The following is an 18,178-nucleotide window of genomic DNA, read 5'->3' on the forward strand; positions in this document are numbered from 1 at the left end:
GGCGGCCATCGGTCGCTCGCTCGACATAATCTGTCGCTTTATCTTCATTTGCTGTCGCGCCCCTGTAAATCCGCGGTTTTGGTCGGTAGAATCGACGCCTTTCCGTACAACCCCGTGGAGTGATGGCATGGCCGACGTAAACAAGGTCGTTCTCGCGTATTCCGGCGGCCTGGACACTTCGGTGATCCTCAAGTGGCTGCAGGATACTTATAACTGTGAAGTGGTGACCTTCACCGCTGACCTGGGTCAGGGCGAAGAGGTCGAACCTGCACGTGCCAAGGCGCAAGCCATGGGCGTGAAAGAGATCTACATTGACGACCTGCGCGAAGAGTTCGTCCGCGATTTCGTTTTCCCGATGTTTCGCGCCAATACCGTCTACGAAGGCGAATACCTGCTGGGTACCTCCATCGCCCGTCCGCTGATCGCCAAGCGCTTGATCGAAATCGCCAACGAGACCGGCGCGGACGCCATTTCCCATGGTGCCACCGGCAAGGGCAACGACCAGGTGCGTTTCGAACTGGGCGCCTACGCCCTAAAGCCAGGCGTGAAGGTGATTGCTCCTTGGCGTGAATGGGACCTGTTGTCCCGTGAGAAGCTGATGGATTACGCTGAAAAGCACGCGATCCCGATCGAGCGTCACGGCAAGAAGAAGTCCCCGTACTCAATGGACGCCAACCTGCTGCACATCTCCTATGAAGGCGGCGTGCTGGAAGACACCTGGACCGAGCACGAAGAAGACATGTGGAAATGGACCGTCTCCCCGGAGAATGCGCCAGACAAGCCACAGTACCTGGAACTGACCTACCGCAACGGCGACATCGTCGCGCTGGATGGCGTCGAAATGACCCCGGCCACCGTGTTGGCGACCCTGAACCGTATTGGCGGCGAACACGGCATCGGCCGTCTCGACATCGTCGAGAACCGTTACGTGGGCATGAAGTCCCGTGGCTGCTACGAAACTCCAGGCGGCACCATCATGCTGCGCGCTCACCGTGCCATCGAGTCCATTACCCTGGACCGTGAAGTGGCTCACCTCAAAGACGAGTTGATGCCCAAGTACGCCAGCCTGATCTACACCGGCTACTGGTGGAGCCCTGAGCGTCTGATGCTGCAACAGATGATCGACGCCTCCCAGGCTCACGTGAACGGCGTTGTGCGCCTCAAGCTGTACAAGGGCAATGTGATCGTCACCGGTCGCAAGTCCGATGACTCTTTGTTCGATGCCAACATCGCCACCTTCGAAGAAGATGGCGGCGCTTACAACCAGGCAGACGCGGCCGGCTTTATCAAGTTGAATGCACTGCGCATGCGCATCGCTGCCAACAAAGGTCGCTCATTGTTCTGAGTGTTGCCCCGTTGAGAAAAATGGCCCCTTTCGGGGCCATTTTTTTGTCTGAATATCTTGAATGCTTACGTGTTGTTTAGCGTCGTTTAATTAAATTTAAACTGCCTGGTACGTTCGTTTATTGATCGTGGTTATCCCGACCAAGTCCTAGTGGTGGAATGAATTTTTACACCTGTGTAGGAACTAGTCTTACAGATAATTCACTCACTATATTGAAGTGAGCAACTCTTCCTCCGAAAACTCTGTAGGAAATAAGGACGTAAATAAAAATGTTAAAGGGAACTGAAATGCACGCGTATTTTTTATTCAAGCCGGCCAGTTAATGCATCCCGCAAGAGGCTTTTCCTGAAAGCATCCTAGGATGCGCTTGCCAACAGCCCTTGGGTGTCCGGATATTTCTAACAAAATATGTAAGCCTCCGGAAAGATCTGAAGGGCTCCATAAAACTGGACACATCTGAACTGGCGTTTTTTTGTAGGGTAATTCTTTTATCCGTGTAGGTTGCGTCTCTGCTTGCTGTTGCTCGGGGGGGAGCGCTATGCCAACTAGGAAACGACTAGGCTATTGTGTTTGCTCTAAATAATTCGAACAGCGAAATTGGACTTTCTCATGAATAAAGTGCTGATCGTGGATGATCATCCCGTCATTCGTCTTGCTGTGCGTATGCTAATGGAGCGTCATGGTTATGAGGTCGTTGCCGAGACCGATAACGGTGTGGACGCGTTGCAACTTGCACGGGAGCATATGCCGGACATTGTGATATTGGATATTGGGATTCCAAAACTTGATGGCCTGGAAGTCATTTGCCGGTTGTCTTCAACCAAGCAGCCTGCGCCGTTCAAGGTGCTGGTGTTGACGTCCCAGGCGCCTGGCCATTTTTCCATGCGATGCATGCAGGCTGGGGCTGCGGGCTACGTATGCAAGCAGCAGGACCTGACCGAACTGCTGAGTGCGATCAAGGCTGTCCTGTCGGGCTACAGCTATTTCCCCAATCAAGCGCTCAATTCGGTGCGTTCGACCATGGGCAATGCCAGCGAGGCCGATATGGTCGAGCGCCTCTCGGGCCGCGAGATGATGGTGTTGCAGCAATTGGCGCGAGGTAAGACCAACAAGGAGATCGCCGACGGCATGTTTCTCAGCAACAAGACGGTCAGTACCTACAAGACCCGCTTGCTGCTAAAGCTCAATGCTCGCTCCTTGGTGGACCTGATCGAATTGGCTCAACGCAACGGCTTGGTCTAGAAGCGGATGCAACACCGCGTGTAGCAAAGGTAACTGGTAGCAAAAAGCCTCCGTCAGGGAGGCTTCCGGTCTGCAGCCGCTTGTTCAGAGGTCGAAGTCGTAATCGGCCAGTTGTTTCTGCAAGCGTCGCTCTTCCAGAAGATTGTCGATGGTGCGGCGTTTGCTCAGATTGGTCTTGGCCACCTCTGGGGGTGCTTCAGCCCCATCGTCGTCCGACTGAACGAGTTCATCGTCCAGTTCCAATTGTTCTTTGCCAGTGCTCATAAGGTTCACTCCAGGCTAAGACTGCCGTTGGCGCTCCTTATAACGATAATCCATGAACGGGTAAAAAAGATTTTTTCAATCGACGGATCGAGAAAACCAATGGGCGCTCAATCGTCGGACGTTTTTTCCTTGTATTCGCACAGGTCTTCGATGCGGCAGCTGCCGCAACGTGGCTTGCGGGCCTGGCAAACATAGCGCCCATGCAGGATCAGCCAGTGGTGGGAGTCGAGCAGGTAGGGCTTGGGAACGAACTTCATCAGTTGCTTTTCCACCTCCACCACGTTTTTGCCACGGGCAATGCCGGTGCGGTTACTGACCCGGAAAATATGCGTGTCCACCGCCATGGTCAGCTGCCGAAACGCAGTGTTCAGCACCACGTTGGCGGTTTTTCGACCCACACCGGGGAGTGCTTCCAGTGCCTCTCGTGTCTGTGGCACTTCGCTGCCGTGCTGCTCTATCAGCAGGCGGCAGGTCTCGATGACATTTTTGGCCTTGCTGTTGTACAGGCCGATCGTCTTGATGTATTCCGACAATCCGCCGACACCCAAGGCATAGATCGCCTCCGGTGTATTGGCCACGGGATAGAGCTTGGCCGTGGCCTTGTTGACGCCGACGTCTGTGGACTGGGCAGACAGAATCACCGCAATCAGCAACTCGAACGGCGATGAATAGGCCAGTTCGGTCTTGGGCTCGGGGTTGTCCTCGTGAAACCGGCGGAAAATTTCCAGGCGTTTGGCGGCGTTCATGGGGCGCAATGCTCCTTGCGGGCAGTCAACGTAGACTTGAATAGAGGGGGGCGGCTCAGGCCTGAAGGGCCCAGACACACCAGCAGCAGGCTCGTCAGACGTCGCTTCGGGTCAGGTGTCATGGGCAGCTACCTGGCGCTGCGCTTCATCCAAGCGCTGTTGCGCATCGGCCAACTGTTGGGGCGCTGCATGTTGATCTCTGGCCTGCTTCAACTCAGCCCGACGCATCGCCAGTTGGACCTTGGCGCGTTTCAGGTCGGCGTTGTTACGGGGCGGTAGGGGCGCTGCCGATGTGCTGCTCGCCTCAATGATGGCCAGTGCCTGTTCCGATGCTTCGAACTGTTGTTGCAGCGCGATCAGCTGCGACTGTTGCTCAAAGGTCGGCGGATGACCAAAGGCCTTCAGAGACTTGAGTAACTGGGCGCGGCTCATTGCGACGTTGATCTTGGCTTTTTTGACCGCCGTCTCCCTGGCCGCCTGTGCCTCGTCGAGTTGAACGGGCGCCTGTGCAGGCGAACGCTTGGCCCTGGCGATACGCTCAGCCAATGTGTGTTGTTCTTCTCGCTGCAAGCGCGCGTTACGTTGCTCAAAGCGCCGTCTTGCCCGGTTGCGCTTAACCTCGCGCTCGCGGCGCTGCTCGTCGCTCACCGCCAAGCCTCCCACAATTGGCAGCACTGTCACGGGCGGGCGCATCTCGATGCAATCCACAGGGCAGGGCGCGACACACAGGTCGCAGCCCGTGCATTCGTCGGTAATCACCGTGTGCATCCACTTTGCCGCGCCGAGGATGGCATCCACAGGGCACGCCTGGATGCACTTTGTGCAGCCGATACATTCAGCCTCACGGATATACGCCACCTGTGCGGGCGCCTCGCCTCGGGTCGTGTCCAGCTTCAGTACTGGCACACCCAGCAGCTGCGACAATCCGCTGATGGTCTCCTGTCCGCCCGGCGGGCACTTGTTGATCGCCTCGCCCTGGGCAATACCCTCGGCGTATGGCTTGCAGCCCGGATGCCCGCATTTACCGCATTGGGTTTGCGGCAATAGCGCGTCGATACGTTGAATCAGATTCATGGGGTGATCATTGGCACGCCGGTTAAACAAACAGGACCCGATTATCCGGCAAGCACGAGAGGGGTACTAGCGCAAAAGCCCTGTCGCCGAGGCGGCAGGGCTGCCTTTGCAGGGTTTACTTGATGCGCTGACCCGGCTTGGCGCCACTGTCCGGGCTCAACAGGTAGATCTCTTCTCCGCCAGGACCGGCCGCCATCACCATGCCTTCGGAAATACCAAACTTCATTTTCCGTGGCTTGAGGTTGGCGATCATCATGGTCAGGCGGCCGTCGAGTTTGGACGGGTCCGGGTAAGCGCTCTTGATTCCCGAGAACACGTTACGTTGCTCGTCGCCGATATCCAGCGTCAGGCGCAGCAGCTTGTCCGCACCCTCCACGGCTTCTGCCTTGACGATCAGTGCCACACGCAGGTCCACGGCCGCGAAGGCGTCGAACTCGATTTCCGGGGAGAGCGGGTCCTTCGCCAGTTCGCCATTGCCGGCAGGCGCTGACTCGCCGGTGTCCGTCTGGCTGGCGGCCAGGTCTTCTTTCGAAGCGTCGGTCATCGCCTGGACCTTGACCGGGTCGATACGGGTCATCAACGGTTTGAACTCGCTCAACTGATGGTTGCTGAGCAACGTGGTGTGGTCGTTCCAGGTCAGCGGCGCGACATTGAGGAACGCCTCGGCGTCGGCGGCCAGCAAAGGCAGCACTGGCTTGAGAAAGATCACCAACTGGCGGAACAGGTTGACGCCGGTGGCGCAGATCGCCTGAACCTCAGCCTGCTTGCCTTCCTGCTTGTTCAGTGACCACGGCGCCTTGTCGGCGATCCAGGCGTTGGCGCGATCGGCCAGGCCCATGATCTCGCGCATGGCGCGGGCGAAGTCGCGCGCTTCGTAGGCGTCGGCGATGCTTGGCGCGGCGGCCAGGAACGCGTCAGTCAGCTCCGGCGCGGCGTTTTCAGCGACCAGCACACCGGCGTTGCCCTTGTGGATGAACCCGGCACAACGGCTGGCAATGTTGACGACTTTACCCACGAGGTCCGAGTTGACCTTCTGTACGAAGTCTTCCAGGTTCAGGTCCAGGTCGTCGACGCCGCGGCCCAGCTTGGACGCGTAGTAGTAACGCAGGTATTCCGGCGACAGGTGGTCCAGGTAGGTGCGCGCCTTGATAAAGGTGCCACGGGACTTGGACATCTTCTGGCCGTTGACCGTCAGGTAGCCGTGCACGTTGATGCCGGTCGGCTTGCGGTAGCCCGAGCCTTCGAGCATGGCGGGCCAGAACAGCGCGTGAAAGTTGACGATGTCCTTGCCGATGAAGTGGTACAGCTCGGCGGTGGAGTCCTTGCCCCAGAACGCGTCGAAGTCCAGCTCCGGGGTACGGTCGCACAGGTTCTTGAAGCTGGCCATATAGCCGATTGGCGCGTCCAGCCACACGTAGAAGTACTTGCCTGGCTCGCCCGGGATCTCGAAGCCAAAGTACGGCGCATCGCGGGAAATGTCCCACTGTTGCAGGCCGGCGTCCAGCCATTCGGCGATCTTGTTGGCGACGGCGTCCTGCAGAGTGCCGCTGCGGGTCCAGGTTTGCAGCATCTGCTGGAAATCCGGGAGTTTGAAGAAGAAGTGCTGGGAATCCTTGAGCACCGGGGTGGCACCGGAAATCGCCGACTTCGGATCCTTCAGGTCTGTCGGCGCGTAAGTCGCACCGCATTTTTCGCAATTGTCGCCGTATTGGTCTTCGGTGCCGCATTTCGGACAGGTGCCCTTGATGAAGCGGTCGGCCAGGAACATTTTCTTTTCCGGGTCGAAATACTGCGTGATCGAGCGCTGGGCAATGTGCCCGGCGTCTCGCAGCTTGAGGTAGATCTGGCTCGACAGCTCACGGTTTTCTTCGGCGTGAGTGGAGTGGAAATTGTCGAAGTCCACCAGGAACTCGGCAAAGTCGGCGCTGTGTTCAGCCTGCACGTTGGCGATCAGTTGTTCCGGGGTGATGCCTTCCTTTTCTGCGCGCAGCATGATGGCCGATCCGTGGGCGTCGTCCGCGCAGACATAAATGCACTGGTTGCCGCGATGCTTCTGGAAGCGCACCCACATATCGGTCTGGATGTACTCAAGCATATGGCCAAGATGGATGGAACCATTGGCATAGGGCAGGGCGCTGGTGACGAGGATCTTGCGTGGCTCGGACATGGGGCTCGGCTACTTGATGAAACGGAGGTCGGCCACTATAAAGCGCCGGGAAATTTATTTCACCCCGTGGCGCCGCTTCAGCAACCTCCCAACCTGCAAAAGCATGCCGCTCGGCGGCTGGAACGGGTAGGATAGCCGCCTGTTTCAGTCAGTCTTTTTCGGGAGTAGCCCATGAGCGCCGTGAATCGCGCAGCGGTGGAAGCCGTTCTTCGCCAGTACACCGACCCCTATTTGAACCAGGATCCGGTCAGTGCCGGCTGCGTGCGTGCCATCGAGGTCCAGGGTGATCAGGTGTCGGTGCAGTTGGAACTGGGGTACGCCGCCGGTCTGTTCAAGAACGGCTGGGCGCAAATGCTGCAAATGGCCATTGAAGGCCTGGACGGCGTGCGCTCTGCCAAGGTCGACATCCACTGCGTGATCGCATCGCACAAGGCCCAGGCGCAGATCCCAGGGCTGGCCAACGTCAAGAATGTCGTGGCCGTAGCTTCCGGCAAGGGCGGCGTGGGTAAATCCACCACGGCGGCCAATCTGGCGCTGGCCCTGGCCCGTGAAGGTGCGCGTGTGGGTATTCTCGACGCCGATATCTATGGCCCCAGCCAAGGCGTGATGTTCGGCATCGCCGAAGGCACGCGACCGAAGGTCAAGGACCAGAAGTGGTTCGTGCCCATCGAGTCGCTGGGTGTAGAAGTGATGTCCATGGCGTTCCTGACGGATGACAATACGCCCATGGTCTGGCGCGGGCCAATGGTCTCCGGTGCCTTGCTGCAGTTGGTCACCCAGACGGCCTGGGGCGATCTGGATTACCTGGTGATCGACATGCCGCCAGGCACCGGCGATATCCAACTGACCCTGGCACAGAAAGTCCCGGTGGCTGGTTCCGTGATCGTGACCACCCCGCAGGATCTGGCGCTGCTCGACGCGAAAAAAGGCATCGAGATGTTCCGCAAGGTCAACATCCCAGTGCTCGGCGTCGTGGAAAACATGGCGGTGCACATCTGTTCCAACTGCGGCCATGCCGAACATCTGTTTGGTGAAGGCGGCGGTGAGAAACTGGCCACCCAGTACGGTGTTGAATTGTTGGCCTCACTGCCGCTGTCGATGCTGATTCGTGAACAGGCTGATGGCGGTAAGCCAACGGTCATGGCTGAGCCCGACAGCCAGATCGCCATGATCTATCAGGAACTGGCCCGCCATGTGGGCGCGCGAATTATGCTGCAGGAAGCCGCTGCGCCAGCGATGCCGACGATTACCGTCAGCGACGATTAAGCGAGTGGCGGTAAAAAAGCCTCGATGTGTCGGAGCTTTTTTGCGCCCGACAGCTAGGCAATGTACGTGAGTTCCCCTATTACGCACTTGCCCGTGTAAGCATTGGCTTACTTTTTCGTAAGTGTTTGGGGCTTTTATTCGGTCGGAGCGTCTCAAAATTTCGAGATATTTTTCTATCTCGTTGAAATATAACAACTATTTATGTCGTGTCTAGCGGCTAAGCCCGTTGGAGCGTCGGTAGCATCCCGTTGAACTTCCCTTGGAACTCTCTAACATCAGCCCTGTGTCCACGGATTGACACAGCCATCACGGAACGATGGCTCAGGGAACGTCGCAGGATGCGATTCATCAGGATGATGAAAAAGGAATACAGGGACTAGGGAAAAAATGTGGGCGGGTCATACCGCCCCTTTTTTCGCCTGTAGAAAAGTGAATGCGTCTTCCAGAACGCAAAAAAGGCCCTTGAAGGGCCTTTTTCCGTTGGGGTGCGGCGCTTTTAACGCTCTAGTTGCTCAACCTTGTTGGGTTTGCCATCCCATTCGGCGGCGTCCGGCAGCGGGTCTTTCTTTTCGGTGATGTTTGGCCAGATTTCAGCCAATTCAACGTTCAACTGAATGAACTGTTCCATACCTGCCGGGACTTCGTCCTCGGAGAAAATCGCGACGGCCGGGCATTCCGGTTCACACAGGGCGCAGTCGATGCACTCGTCCGGGTGGATAACCAGGAAGTTCGGGCCTTCGTAGAAGCAGTCCACCGGACACACTTCTACGCAATCGGTGTACTTGCACTTGATGCAGTTGTCGGTGACGACGAAGGTCATTTCTAATTCTCTCCTCAGGCGGCGGCAGCGAAACCCTTTGTGGCAGGGCTCGCGAGGTTCGGGAGCGATAGTCTGCAGGCCAGGCTAAGAGCCCGCAGCATCCCAAACCGCGCGAGAGTCTACCAGCTTGAACGCATCAGCGTTATATCCGAGTCTTCAGTGCATATAACATTTCAAGCGCTTTGCGTGGCGTCACGTCATCCAGATCAAGCTTTGCCAGCTCGTCCAGCACCGGATGGGGCAGGCTGGCGAACATATCGCTCTGATGTGGCGCAGCGGGTTTGCGGGTGGCCTTGGCCGGGCTGGCGACTACGTTTTCATGGGGCAACGCAGTGGTCTCAAGGCGGTTGAGGTGCTCGCGGGCGCGCAGGATTACGTCGTTCGGCACACCGGCCAGTTGTGCCACGGCCAGACCGTAACTCTGGCTGGCCGGGCCTGGCAGCACATGGTGCAGGAAGACGATGCGCTCGTTGTGCTCCGTGGCATTGAGGTGCACGTTGGCCACCAGAGGCTCGCTTTCCGGCAATACGGTCAGCTCGAAGTAGTGGGTGGCAAACAAGGTATAGGCGCGCAGATGGGCCAACCGCTCGGCCGCCGCCCAGGCCAGGGACAGACCGTCGAATGTGCTGGTGCCGCGACCCACTTCGTCCATCAGCACCAGGCTGCGCTCGGTAGCGTTGTGCAGGATGTTCGCGGTTTCGCTCATTTCCACCATAAAGGTCGAACGCCCACCGGCCAGGTCATCGCTGGAGCCGATCCGGGTGAAAATCCGATCGACCAGGGACAGCTCGCAACTGGCTGCCGGCACAAAGCTGCCGATGTGCGCCAGCAACACGATCAACGCGGTCTGGCGCATGTAGGTGGATTTACCGCCCATGTTCGGACCTGTGATCACCAACATGCGGGTATCGTCGTCGAGCGAAAGGTCGTTGGCGACGAACGGCGTGGTCAGTACCTGCTCCACCACCGGGTGACGACCTTGCACGATCCGCATGCACGGCTCGCTGACGAATCGTGGGCAGTTCAGGTCAAGGTTCAACGCACGCTCGGCGAGGTTACTCAGCACATCCAGTTCCGACAGCGCCGCGGCGGTATCCTGCAGCGGTGCCAGTTGGCCGATCAAATCCTCCAGCAGCGCTTCATACAGCATCTTTTCCCGGGCCAGGGCGCGGCTCTTGGCCGACAGTGCCTTGTCTTCAAATTCTTTGAGCTCCGGCGTGATAAAGCGCTCGGCCCCTTTGAGGGTTTGCCGACGCTGATAATCAATCGGCGCCTGCTCGGCCTGCTTGCTTGGCAGCTCAATAAAGTAGCCGTGGACGCGGTTGTAACCGACCTTCAGGTTGGCCAGGCCGGTTCGGGCTTTTTCCCGGGCTTCCAGATCGATCAGGAACTGTCCGGCGTTTTCGCTCAGGGCTTGCAGCTCGTCCAGCTCAGTGTCGTAACCGGTCTTTAGAACGCCGCCATCACGGATGATCGCCGGCGGGTTGTCGATGATCGCTCTGGCCAGCAGGGTCGCCAGTTCCGGATAGGTGCTGGCGGTTGCCGCCAACTGTTGCAGGTGCGGCGCATCCAGCTCGGCCATCGCGCTTTGCAGTTGCGGCAGGGCACCGAGGGCATCGCGCAGGCGCGCCAGGTCACGAGGACGTGCGTTGCGCAGGCCGATCCGCGCCAGAATGCGCTCGATATCGCCGATTTCTTTCAACTGCGGCTGCAGGTTCTCAAAGCGGTAACCGTCCAGCAGGCAAGTAATAGACGACTGACGCGCTTGCAGCACGCTTAAATCACGCAGCGGACGGTTCAGCCAACGGGTCAGCAAGCGGCTGCCCATGGCGGTCTGGCAGCGATCCACCACCGATTGCAGGGTGTTATCGCGCCCGCCGGCGAGATTGGTATCCAGCTCCAGGTTGCGACGGCTGGCGCCATCGAGCACCACGGTATCGTCCAGGCGCTCATGGCGCAGGCTGCGTAAATGCGGCAGGGCCGTGCGCTGGGTTTCCTTGGCGTAGCTGAGCAGGCAACCGGCGGCACCGATGGCCAGGGTCAGGGTTTCGCAACCGAAGCCCTTGAGGTCTTGCACCGAGAATTGCTGGCACAGGCTTTTCAGTGCCGAGTCACGCTCGAAATCCCACGGTGCGCGACGCTTTGTCCCACGGCGTTTTTCTGCCGGCAGGTCCTTGGGCCAATCGTCCGGGATCATCAGCTCCACCGGATTGATCCGCTCCAGCTCCGCCAGCAGGTTCTCCCAGCCCTTGATTTCGAGCACGGTGAAGTTGCCGCTGGTGATATCCAGCACCGCGAGGCCAAACAAACGCTCATCACCCAGCACCGCGGCGATCAGGTTATCGCGACGTTCATCCAGCAACGCCTCATCACTCACCGTGCCCGGCGTAATAATGCGCACCACCTGGCGTTCCACCGGGCCCTTGCTGGTGGCCGGATCGCCGATCTGCTCACAGATCACCACCGACTCACCCAGCTTGACCAACTTGGCCAGGTAGCCTTCCAGCGAATGGTAAGGAATCCCACACATCGGAATCGCCTGCCCCGCCGACTGCCCGCGCGCGGTCAGGGTGATATCCAGCAACTTGGCGGCCTTCTTCGCATCTTCATAGAAGATCTCGTAGAAGTCGCCCATGCGATAGAACATCAACTGATCAGGGTGCTGGTTTTTCAGGCGCCAGTACTGCTGCATCATGGGGGTGTGGGAGGACAGATCGGACGTGTTTTTACTCATTGGATAATTGGCAAATTCTTTAAAAGGTCTGTGACAAAAGGGGCGCTTGGCCCTGCTGATTGTGCGATGGCGGCAAGGTTAACACGCAAGGTCGGCGGTTCGCAGGTCTGCTAAAAGGCATGGCAAGTGCATAAATAATGCATGTTTAATGCAATTTAGCATTTGCCAGAGCTTAAAAGTCCCGTCACTATCCGCGCTATGCAAAAACGCAACGTTTCTATCGTCCTAAGAGAGCTGCTGGACCGCGACCGGATCTCCCCCACGGAGCTTCACCGGCGCACCGGCGTGCCTCAATCCACGCTGTCCCGGATCCTCAGCGGCAAGATCGTTGATCCATCGGACAAGCATATTTCGCGTATCGCCGAGTACTTCCGCGTCAGCACGGACCAACTGCGTGGGCGTGCGTCGCTCGGGGGGGCGCGCGAAGAAGGGCGTGACCCGATGCATTCGGAACTCAAGGACATAAGCCTGTGGGACGACGACACCCCCGTTAATGATGACGAGGTGTCGATCCCCTTTCTGCGCGAGGTTGAATTGGCTGCTGGATCAGGAAGATTCGTCATCGAGGAAAGCGAGAAGGCCAGCCTGCGTTTTGGAAAACGCAGCCTGCGGCATAACGGTGTGCAGTTCGACCAGGCCAAGTGTGTGACGGTCCGAGGCAACAGCATGTTGCCAGTGCTGCGCGATGGCGCGACGGTCGGGGTCAATGCTGGCAAGAGTGGGATTGGTGACATCGTCGATGGCGACCTGTATGCCATCAATCACAACGGCCAATTGCGGGTCAAACAGCTCTATCGCCTGCCTTCCGGGATACGCCTGCGCAGTTTCAATCGCGACGAACATCCGGACGAGGACTACAGCTTTCAGGAGATTCAGGATGAGCAGATCAGCATTCTTGGTCATGTGTTCTGGTGGGGTATGTACGCTCGCTAATCTTCTTCTGTAAGACGAAGCCCGCTAACGAAGCGGGCTTTTTTTTCGCCTGTAGAAAACACCAAACCCCACGCCGGCAAGGCTTTGAATGCATTAGTGCATTTTTAGGTAAAAATAAATGCATTAATGCATTGACTGTATATGCATTCATGCATATTCTTCATCTCAAGCCGGCCAACAAGGTCTGGTGGAGGCGGCAAGGATGCTGTCGAGGAAGACAAGGAAGGCACGCAACATCGGCAAGGACGCCATCGAAGCGGTGGCAAGGATGCCAGGCAACACCGGCAAGGACGCCGACGCTCTTTAGTTGTACCGCTTCAAAAACAGGCAGCGATGAACCGGCCTTGACGGTTCAGAGGGTTGGCAACTGACCCGGGTGTGCAGCGTAAAGCACCAGAAGCAGTTATTCGGCAGACAGGGATCGTGGTCGGAAAAACATTGAGGAAAGGACCGTACCGCGCCAGTAGCGCCGAAAGTCCGAGGACATCATTACTGAAAAGCCCGGGCGACCGGGCTTTTTGGAATGACTACCTATCGAAGCCTGTGTAAATGAAAAAATGGACTATCTAGTGCTCAGCCAGGAGGCGTGACATGACAAATGAACAGCAAGCGTTAGCGGAAATGCCTATCTGGCTGGTCGTCGTATTGGCAGTCATCGGCGGGGTGTCGGGAGAAATGTGGCGTGCAGACAAAGAAGGCGCGCGGGGGTGGTCGCTGATCCGCCGCCTGGCCTTGCGGTCCGGGGCCTGCATGGTCTGCGGCGTTTCAGCCTTGATGCTGTGTTATGCCGCGGGCATGTCGATTTGGACGGCCGGTGCCATTGGTTGCCTGACCGCCATGGCTGGCGCCGATGTGGCTATCGGGCTTTACGAGCGCTGGGCGGCCAAGCGCATCGGGCTCGCCGAAGGCTCCCGCCAGGATCCGCAGTAACTGTTGCAAGGATGCTACTCAAATGACGCTCGAAAAGCCATCTCAACTGCCTCAAGCCATTGCTGAGGCGCTGCACGCCGTCTTCCCGGACCTGAAGGTCGGCAGTCACCAGGACTTCCAGGGCGATGGGGTAAAAACTGGCGTGTTGGTCACGGTCGAAGGCAATGGCCCCGGGATTCGCTCCCGCGAAGGGCGCAAGGCGCATGCCTTGGCGATTTCGCTTACGGCCATGGTGGCGCAAGGGGCCTTGCCGTTTGAGGCCTGCGACCTGGCCAGCCAACTGATGGATCTGGTGCTGGATAACCGTTGGACTCTGCCTCAGGCCCAGTGCGATTTGCCGACGAATATTGTTGCCGCTCCGTCTTCGCAGGCTGCCGGAGAAAGGGACTACGACACCTGGACGGTTTCCTTCACTCAAACGCTCTACATCGGACCGGTGTTGCTCAACGACCCTACAGGCCAATCCCTGTTCGCCAGCACCTGGGACGTCTCGAACATCGATGACCCTGATCAATACAAGCCACTTGGGGAGTAGCCCATGTTCGATGCATTGCTGCGTATGCAATTGGGGCCGATCGTCGAGCGCCTGGCAGAAATGGAAGCCCAGCTCGAAGACCTGTACCGACGTGCTGAAAGCTTCTGCCGGATTGGCGTTTGCCAGCAGGTCGATGCCGCCAGCAACACCTGTAAGGTCAGCCACGGTGATTTGCTTACCCCGGCCATTCGCTTCTTCAACCCCAGCGCGGGTGCGCAGACCGAAACCCGCATTCCTTCGGTCGGCGAACAATGCCTGTTGCTCAACTATGGCGGTGGGGAAGGCGGCGCTCAATCCGTGGCGTTGTTCGGCCTCAACAGTAGCCTTTTTCCACCCGTTTCCAGCGTTGCCTCGCTGACCCGGCGACGCCATCAGGACGGCACGCAAAGCGACTACGACGACGCGAGCCACACCTTCAACTGGGTCAATGGCCCGACCACGTTCACCGGCTCTCGTGAACATGTCGAGGCCAAGGTCGGCGCCGCCAGCCTCACGATCAACGCTCAGGGCCTCACCCTGCAAATCGGCGGCACCGCCTTGGTACTGGATGCCAGCGGCGCGCACTTCAGCGGCCCGATGGTGGACCACCAAGGTCGCGTCATCAGCCCCTGACAAGGACCTCCCATGATCGGCATCGATCGAAACACCGGGGCAGCCGTCGACGACTGGCTGCAATTTGTACAGCGTGCCACCCGAGCGCTGACCACCCCCCTGGGCACTCGCCAGAAGCGCCCGTTGTATGGCTCGCTGATCCCCCAACTGCTCGGCCAAAACCTCGGCGATGACCTGTTGATTCTCGCCCAGAGCCACGCTGCCCAGGCGTTTTATAACGTGCAGAACGGCATCGCCGATTTTCAACCCCAGGTCATCGTTGCTACCCGCCAGGGAGCCGGTTTGCTGTTGCGGTTCGCCGGCACCTGGAAAAACCGCCAACAATCCTTCGAGGTCGTGACATGAGCATGTTGATCCCAGGCCAGAACCAACTGGCGGAGCCGGCCCTCATTACCGTCGATGAATTCCAACCGTTATTGGCCGAATTCAAGGCGTTCGTCGTCGATTACGTCGCCACCCGAGCGCCGCAAAGCGCAACCAAACTCAAGGCCAGCCTCGACAATGAAAGCGAACTGCTGACCCTGGCCCTGGAAGCCTTTTGCGTGCGCCTGCAAACCCATGAACGCCAATACAACGCCCGTATCAAGCAGATGCTGGCCTGGTGGGCCACCGGCAGCAATCTGGATGCACGCCTGGCCGATATGGGCCTGGAGCGCCAAGTCTTCGACCCCGGTGACCCGGCGGCTTTCCCACCGGTGCCGCCGACCCTGGAAAGCGACGACGACGCCCGTCTGCGCTACTACCTGGCGCCGCATGCCCCTGCGGCGGGCTCGCGCATGCAGTATCGCCGCGAGGTTTTCACCCTGGGGGAACGGCCGGCGGTGAAAGTGCAAAGCGCCACACCGGGCGTAGTGACCGTTACCTATACCTTCGATCCAGATGGTTACGCAGTGCAGGTCAAGGATGGCAATGGCCGGCGTACCGCGCCTGGTGAAGTCATGGTCACCGTGCTTTCTCGTGAGGGCGACGGTACGCCATCTGCGGATTTGCTTGACGGTGTTCGCCGACATTTCGCACGGCCGGATGTACGACCAGAGACCGATCTGGTGACCGTGCAAGGGGCGCAGATCCTGCGCTACAACATTCGCGTGGTCGCCAGGATCAATGCCGGCCCGGATTCGGGTTTGACTCAGGCCGCAGCCCAAGCGTTGCTGCGAAGCTACGCAGAGTCCTGTCATCGCCTGGAAGGGCGGGTGGATCCGAGCTGGATCGACTACGCCATCCACAGCGCCGGCGCGGCGCAGCTGCAAATCCTTGAACCGCTGGAGCCGATTGTCGGCACCGCGTTCCAGGCCCCGTATTGCACGGGTGTCGAGGTGGAGGTGCGTACGCTATGAGTAAACCTGAAACGAGTTTGTTGCCGGCCAACAGCTCACCGTTGGAGAAAGCGTTGGATATGGGGTTTGGCACGTTGCTGGATCGGGTTGTACCGCCGTTTCCGGCGCTGATGAACCCGCTGCAAACGCCGACCGAGTTTCTTCCTTACCTGGCTGCAGATCGGGGTGTCAGCGAATGGGACGCCGACGCCAGCGAGACAGAAAAACGCCTGACCGTGGCCTTGTCCTGGCAGATCCAGCGCCAGGCGGGTACGCCCAAGGCGCTGAGTCATGCGGTGGAGTCGCTGGGCTTCACTCCCAACATCAGCGCCTGGTATCAGCAGCGGCCATTGGGCATGCCCTACACCTTTGATGTGCAGGCAATCATCGGGCGCTACTGGTCCAGTGGCGATCACAATCGGCTGATCCGCCGTGTCAATGCAGCGAAGAGTGAGCGGGATCAGGCGACGATCACCATCGTTCACGAAACCGAAGCTCAGCTTGCGTTCACGCAAGTTCTCCATCCGCCATTAATCGACGCAGAGCTGTATCTAAACGGTGCCTTGCCGGAATTGGCGCTGGTTGCTCGGCTTAACAGTGCCGGGGTTGCCCAGCACTGCACCATTAACGACTACGACCTCAGGGCGCAGCCATGACAGATGACATTACGCGCCTGGTGCGCTTCACCTCCAAGGGTTTGGATGAAGTGCTGCAGGCTAAAAATCAAGGTTTGAAGGGCGAAATCACCCACATCGGCGCCGGTACCGGCCGTTACAACCCAGACGGCACGGAAGTGGCCTTGCGCGACGAGCGCCAACGGGTCGCCATTGTGGATTACGAAGACCTGGGCGACCGCCAACTCAGGATGGCCGCGCTGTTTGATGGCGACGGTGAGTATGAGATTGGCGAGTTCGGGTTTTACCTCGCCAGCGGGACGTTGCTGGCGGTGTATTCCGTGGCAGGAAAGTTGCTGACGTATAAAGCGGCGGCGGCGCGGGTACTGCAGAAGTTCACGTTGGATGTTTCGCCGTTGCCGGCGGAGAGCGTGACGATTGTGGTGGGGGTTGAAAATCTTAATGTTCTAATTGCTGAGGAGTTGGCGTCTGTGGCGGCAGCCAATATCGATAATATGGCTCGTCATCTTGATGTGCTGTTTAGGGTTGTAAAGCTTGAGCGCAAATAGATGGGGCTGTATTGTGATTTTTCTAAGTTTTTAATGGTCTTAAAATAGAGTGAAAGGAGAGTATTTTGAGTACGGAAACGCAAATTGCTAATTTGGTTCAGGCTTCAAATAACCTGACAAATACTGTAAATGGAAAAATTGGCGCTATCGACATACGAATGGATCAGGCACGTGCGGAGTTTGATCAGTTTCGTGCTCTCAAGGATGTTGTAGGCGAGGCAGGGGCGCCTGGAACATTGCTGATGAGCGTCTTTCAAGGGCTGATATGGGGAACGGGAGCGCCTTATAACGTCAGCGCAACAGGTGGGATGGTCGCGACTGATTTAGGTTCCTCACTGAATGTGTATGTTCATTTTAAATTGCCTTTTTCTATTAATACGGATGATCAGATGTTTTGGTTGAATGTTCGTGGATATAGTTACGGTAGTTCTTTGGTGCTGGATGAAACCTTCGCAGGTTATGTATATGCGCCGCAGCGTGCCGTCATTAACCAGTCATGCATTGGTAAATTCGATCCGGCTATTTATGCCGATGCCGCCGGTAACGCAGTTTGCAGGATCAAGATTCCCAATGTGTATGTGACTTCGCTACGAATTGATACCATGCAGATTGGCCACTATCGCTCGATTAAGCTCGGGGATATAAGTTCTAAGCTTTCTCTTTCACCAACGGTGGTTTTCTAAATGAACGAAATTTCCATGGATGTTGTTCCATCTCTCATTCCCAGTAAGGAAGGCTTGGAACTCTTGGAGTGGTCTTCCATTCGCGTTCGTCGTGATCGGCTATTACGCGAGACCGATCACACCCAAGTTCAGGACAGCCCATTGAGTGACGCCCAGCGTGCTCAGGCCGCTGCATATCGCAAATTGTTGCGAGACGTGCCGCAAGATGTAGGGGACCCCTTTGCAGTTATATGGCCGGAAAAGCCTGGCTTCCTTAAATAGTTAATGTCACCGCGAAAGCGGTTTTTTTTCGCCTCCCCAAAGCCCCTCCCGCAGGGGCTTTGGCGTT

At 57.9% G+C, this 18,178-nt stretch carries 19 protein-coding genes; 13 read left to right on the plus strand and 6 right to left on the minus strand.

The window, feature by feature from the left end:
* Positions 1 to 127 precede the first annotated feature (127 nt).
* Positions 128 to 1,345, plus strand: coding sequence for an argininosuccinate synthase (locus KZX66_RS02155; RefSeq protein ID WP_012722490.1), 1,218 nt, complete (start codon positions 128 to 130; stop codon positions 1,343 to 1,345).
* Positions 1,346 to 1,954: 609 nt separating this feature from the next.
* Positions 1,955 to 2,587 (plus strand): response regulator transcription factor, encoded by a 633-nt coding sequence (locus KZX66_RS02160; protein WP_034096139.1) that lies wholly within the window; start codon positions 1,955 to 1,957, stop codon positions 2,585 to 2,587.
* A gap of 84 nt (positions 2,588 to 2,671) precedes the next feature.
* On the opposite strand, the gene KZX66_RS02165 is transcribed toward KZX66_RS02160, so the two are convergent.
* The 4 genes from KZX66_RS02165 to metG form a co-directional block, all read right to left on the minus strand.
* A complete protein-coding gene (locus tag KZX66_RS02165; protein ID WP_248075679.1) occupies positions 2,672 to 2,851 on the minus strand; it encodes a hypothetical protein in 180 nt (59 codons plus the stop codon).
* A 107-nt stretch (positions 2,852 to 2,958) separates the two neighbouring features.
* Positions 2,959 to 3,597: an endonuclease III gene (gene nth / locus KZX66_RS02170; RefSeq protein WP_248075681.1), complete on the minus strand. Its 639-nt coding sequence runs from the start codon at positions 3,595 to 3,597 to the stop codon at positions 2,959 to 2,961.
* 111 nt (positions 3,598 to 3,708) lie between these two features.
* Positions 3,709 to 4,701 (minus strand): electron transport complex subunit RsxB, encoded by a 993-nt coding sequence (gene rsxB, locus KZX66_RS02175; protein WP_282445771.1) that lies wholly within the window; start codon positions 4,699 to 4,701, stop codon positions 3,709 to 3,711.
* An 85-nt stretch (positions 4,702 to 4,786) separates the two neighbouring features.
* Positions 4,787 to 6,838, minus strand: a complete 2,052-nt coding sequence (gene metG / locus KZX66_RS02180; protein WP_248075691.1) for a methionine--tRNA ligase — start codon at positions 6,836 to 6,838, stop codon at positions 4,787 to 4,789.
* Between the two features lie 171 nt (positions 6,839 to 7,009).
* On the opposite strand from metG, the gene apbC reads away from it, so the two are divergent.
* Positions 7,010 to 8,104 carry an iron-sulfur cluster carrier protein ApbC gene (gene apbC, locus KZX66_RS02185; protein ID WP_248075693.1) on the plus strand — a complete coding sequence of 365 codons (1,095 nt, stop codon included), beginning with the start codon at positions 7,010 to 7,012 and terminating at the stop codon, positions 8,102 to 8,104.
* A 496-nt stretch (positions 8,105 to 8,600) separates the two neighbouring features.
* Here the strand turns inward: apbC and fdxA are convergent, their stop codons facing one another.
* Together fdxA and mutS are read right to left on the minus strand one after the other, a co-directional pair.
* The gene (gene fdxA / locus KZX66_RS02190; RefSeq protein WP_248075695.1) at positions 8,601 to 8,924 is read right to left on the minus strand and encodes a ferredoxin FdxA; all 324 of its coding nucleotides are present in this window, start codon (positions 8,922 to 8,924) and stop codon (positions 8,601 to 8,603) included.
* 142 nt (positions 8,925 to 9,066) lie between these two features.
* The gene (mutS, locus tag KZX66_RS02195) at positions 9,067 to 11,658 is read right to left on the minus strand and encodes a DNA mismatch repair protein MutS (RefSeq protein ID WP_248075697.1); all 2,592 of its coding nucleotides are present in this window, start codon (positions 11,656 to 11,658) and stop codon (positions 9,067 to 9,069) included.
* Between the two features lie 198 nt (positions 11,659 to 11,856).
* On the opposite strand from mutS, the gene KZX66_RS02200 reads away from it, so the two are divergent.
* The 10 genes from KZX66_RS02200 (at position 11,857) to KZX66_RS02245 (ending at position 18,111) form a co-directional block, all read left to right on the plus strand.
* Positions 11,857 to 12,591 carry an XRE family transcriptional regulator gene (locus KZX66_RS02200; RefSeq protein ID WP_248075699.1) on the plus strand — a complete coding sequence of 245 codons (735 nt, stop codon included), beginning with the start codon at positions 11,857 to 11,859 and terminating at the stop codon, positions 12,589 to 12,591.
* Positions 12,592 to 13,182: 591 nt separating this feature from the next.
* Entirely contained in the window at positions 13,183 to 13,521 is a 339-nt protein-coding gene (locus KZX66_RS02205; protein ID WP_248075701.1) for a phage holin family protein, read from the plus strand.
* Positions 13,522 to 13,543: 22 nt separating this feature from the next.
* Positions 13,544 to 14,056: a hypothetical protein gene (locus tag KZX66_RS02210; protein WP_248075703.1), complete on the plus strand. Its 513-nt coding sequence runs from the start codon at positions 13,544 to 13,546 to the stop codon at positions 14,054 to 14,056.
* A gap of 3 nt (positions 14,057 to 14,059) precedes the next feature.
* Complete coding sequence (locus tag KZX66_RS02215) at positions 14,060 to 14,668, plus strand: phage baseplate assembly protein V (protein WP_248075710.1); 609 nt, start codon at positions 14,060 to 14,062, stop codon at positions 14,666 to 14,668.
* 12 nt (positions 14,669 to 14,680) lie between these two features.
* Complete coding sequence (locus KZX66_RS02220; RefSeq protein ID WP_248075712.1) at positions 14,681 to 15,013, plus strand: phage baseplate protein; 333 nt, start codon at positions 14,681 to 14,683, stop codon at positions 15,011 to 15,013.
* A complete protein-coding gene (locus KZX66_RS02225) occupies positions 15,010 to 16,005 on the plus strand; it encodes a baseplate J/gp47 family protein (protein ID WP_248075714.1) in 996 nt (331 codons plus the stop codon). The genes KZX66_RS02220 and KZX66_RS02225 overlap by 4 nt, the downstream gene beginning before the upstream one ends.
* Positions 16,002 to 16,640, plus strand: a complete 639-nt coding sequence (locus KZX66_RS02230; RefSeq protein ID WP_248075715.1) for a phage tail protein I — start codon at positions 16,002 to 16,004, stop codon at positions 16,638 to 16,640. The genes KZX66_RS02225 and KZX66_RS02230 overlap by 4 nt, the downstream gene beginning before the upstream one ends.
* Positions 16,637 to 17,167: a phage tail protein gene (locus KZX66_RS02235; protein ID WP_248075716.1), complete on the plus strand. Its 531-nt coding sequence runs from the start codon at positions 16,637 to 16,639 to the stop codon at positions 17,165 to 17,167. The genes KZX66_RS02230 and KZX66_RS02235 overlap by 4 nt, the downstream gene beginning before the upstream one ends.
* Positions 17,168 to 17,232: 65 nt before the next feature.
* Entirely contained in the window at positions 17,233 to 17,850 is a 618-nt protein-coding gene (locus KZX66_RS02240; protein WP_248075717.1) for a hypothetical protein, read from the plus strand.
* Entirely contained in the window at positions 17,851 to 18,111 is a 261-nt protein-coding gene (locus tag KZX66_RS02245; protein ID WP_248075718.1) for a tail fiber assembly protein, read from the plus strand.
* Positions 18,112 to 18,178: the final 67 nt, after the last annotated feature.

This window comes from Pseudomonas sp. EYE_354 (assembly GCF_023148575.1).
Taxonomy (GTDB): Bacteria; Pseudomonadota; Gammaproteobacteria; order Pseudomonadales; family Pseudomonadaceae; genus Aquipseudomonas.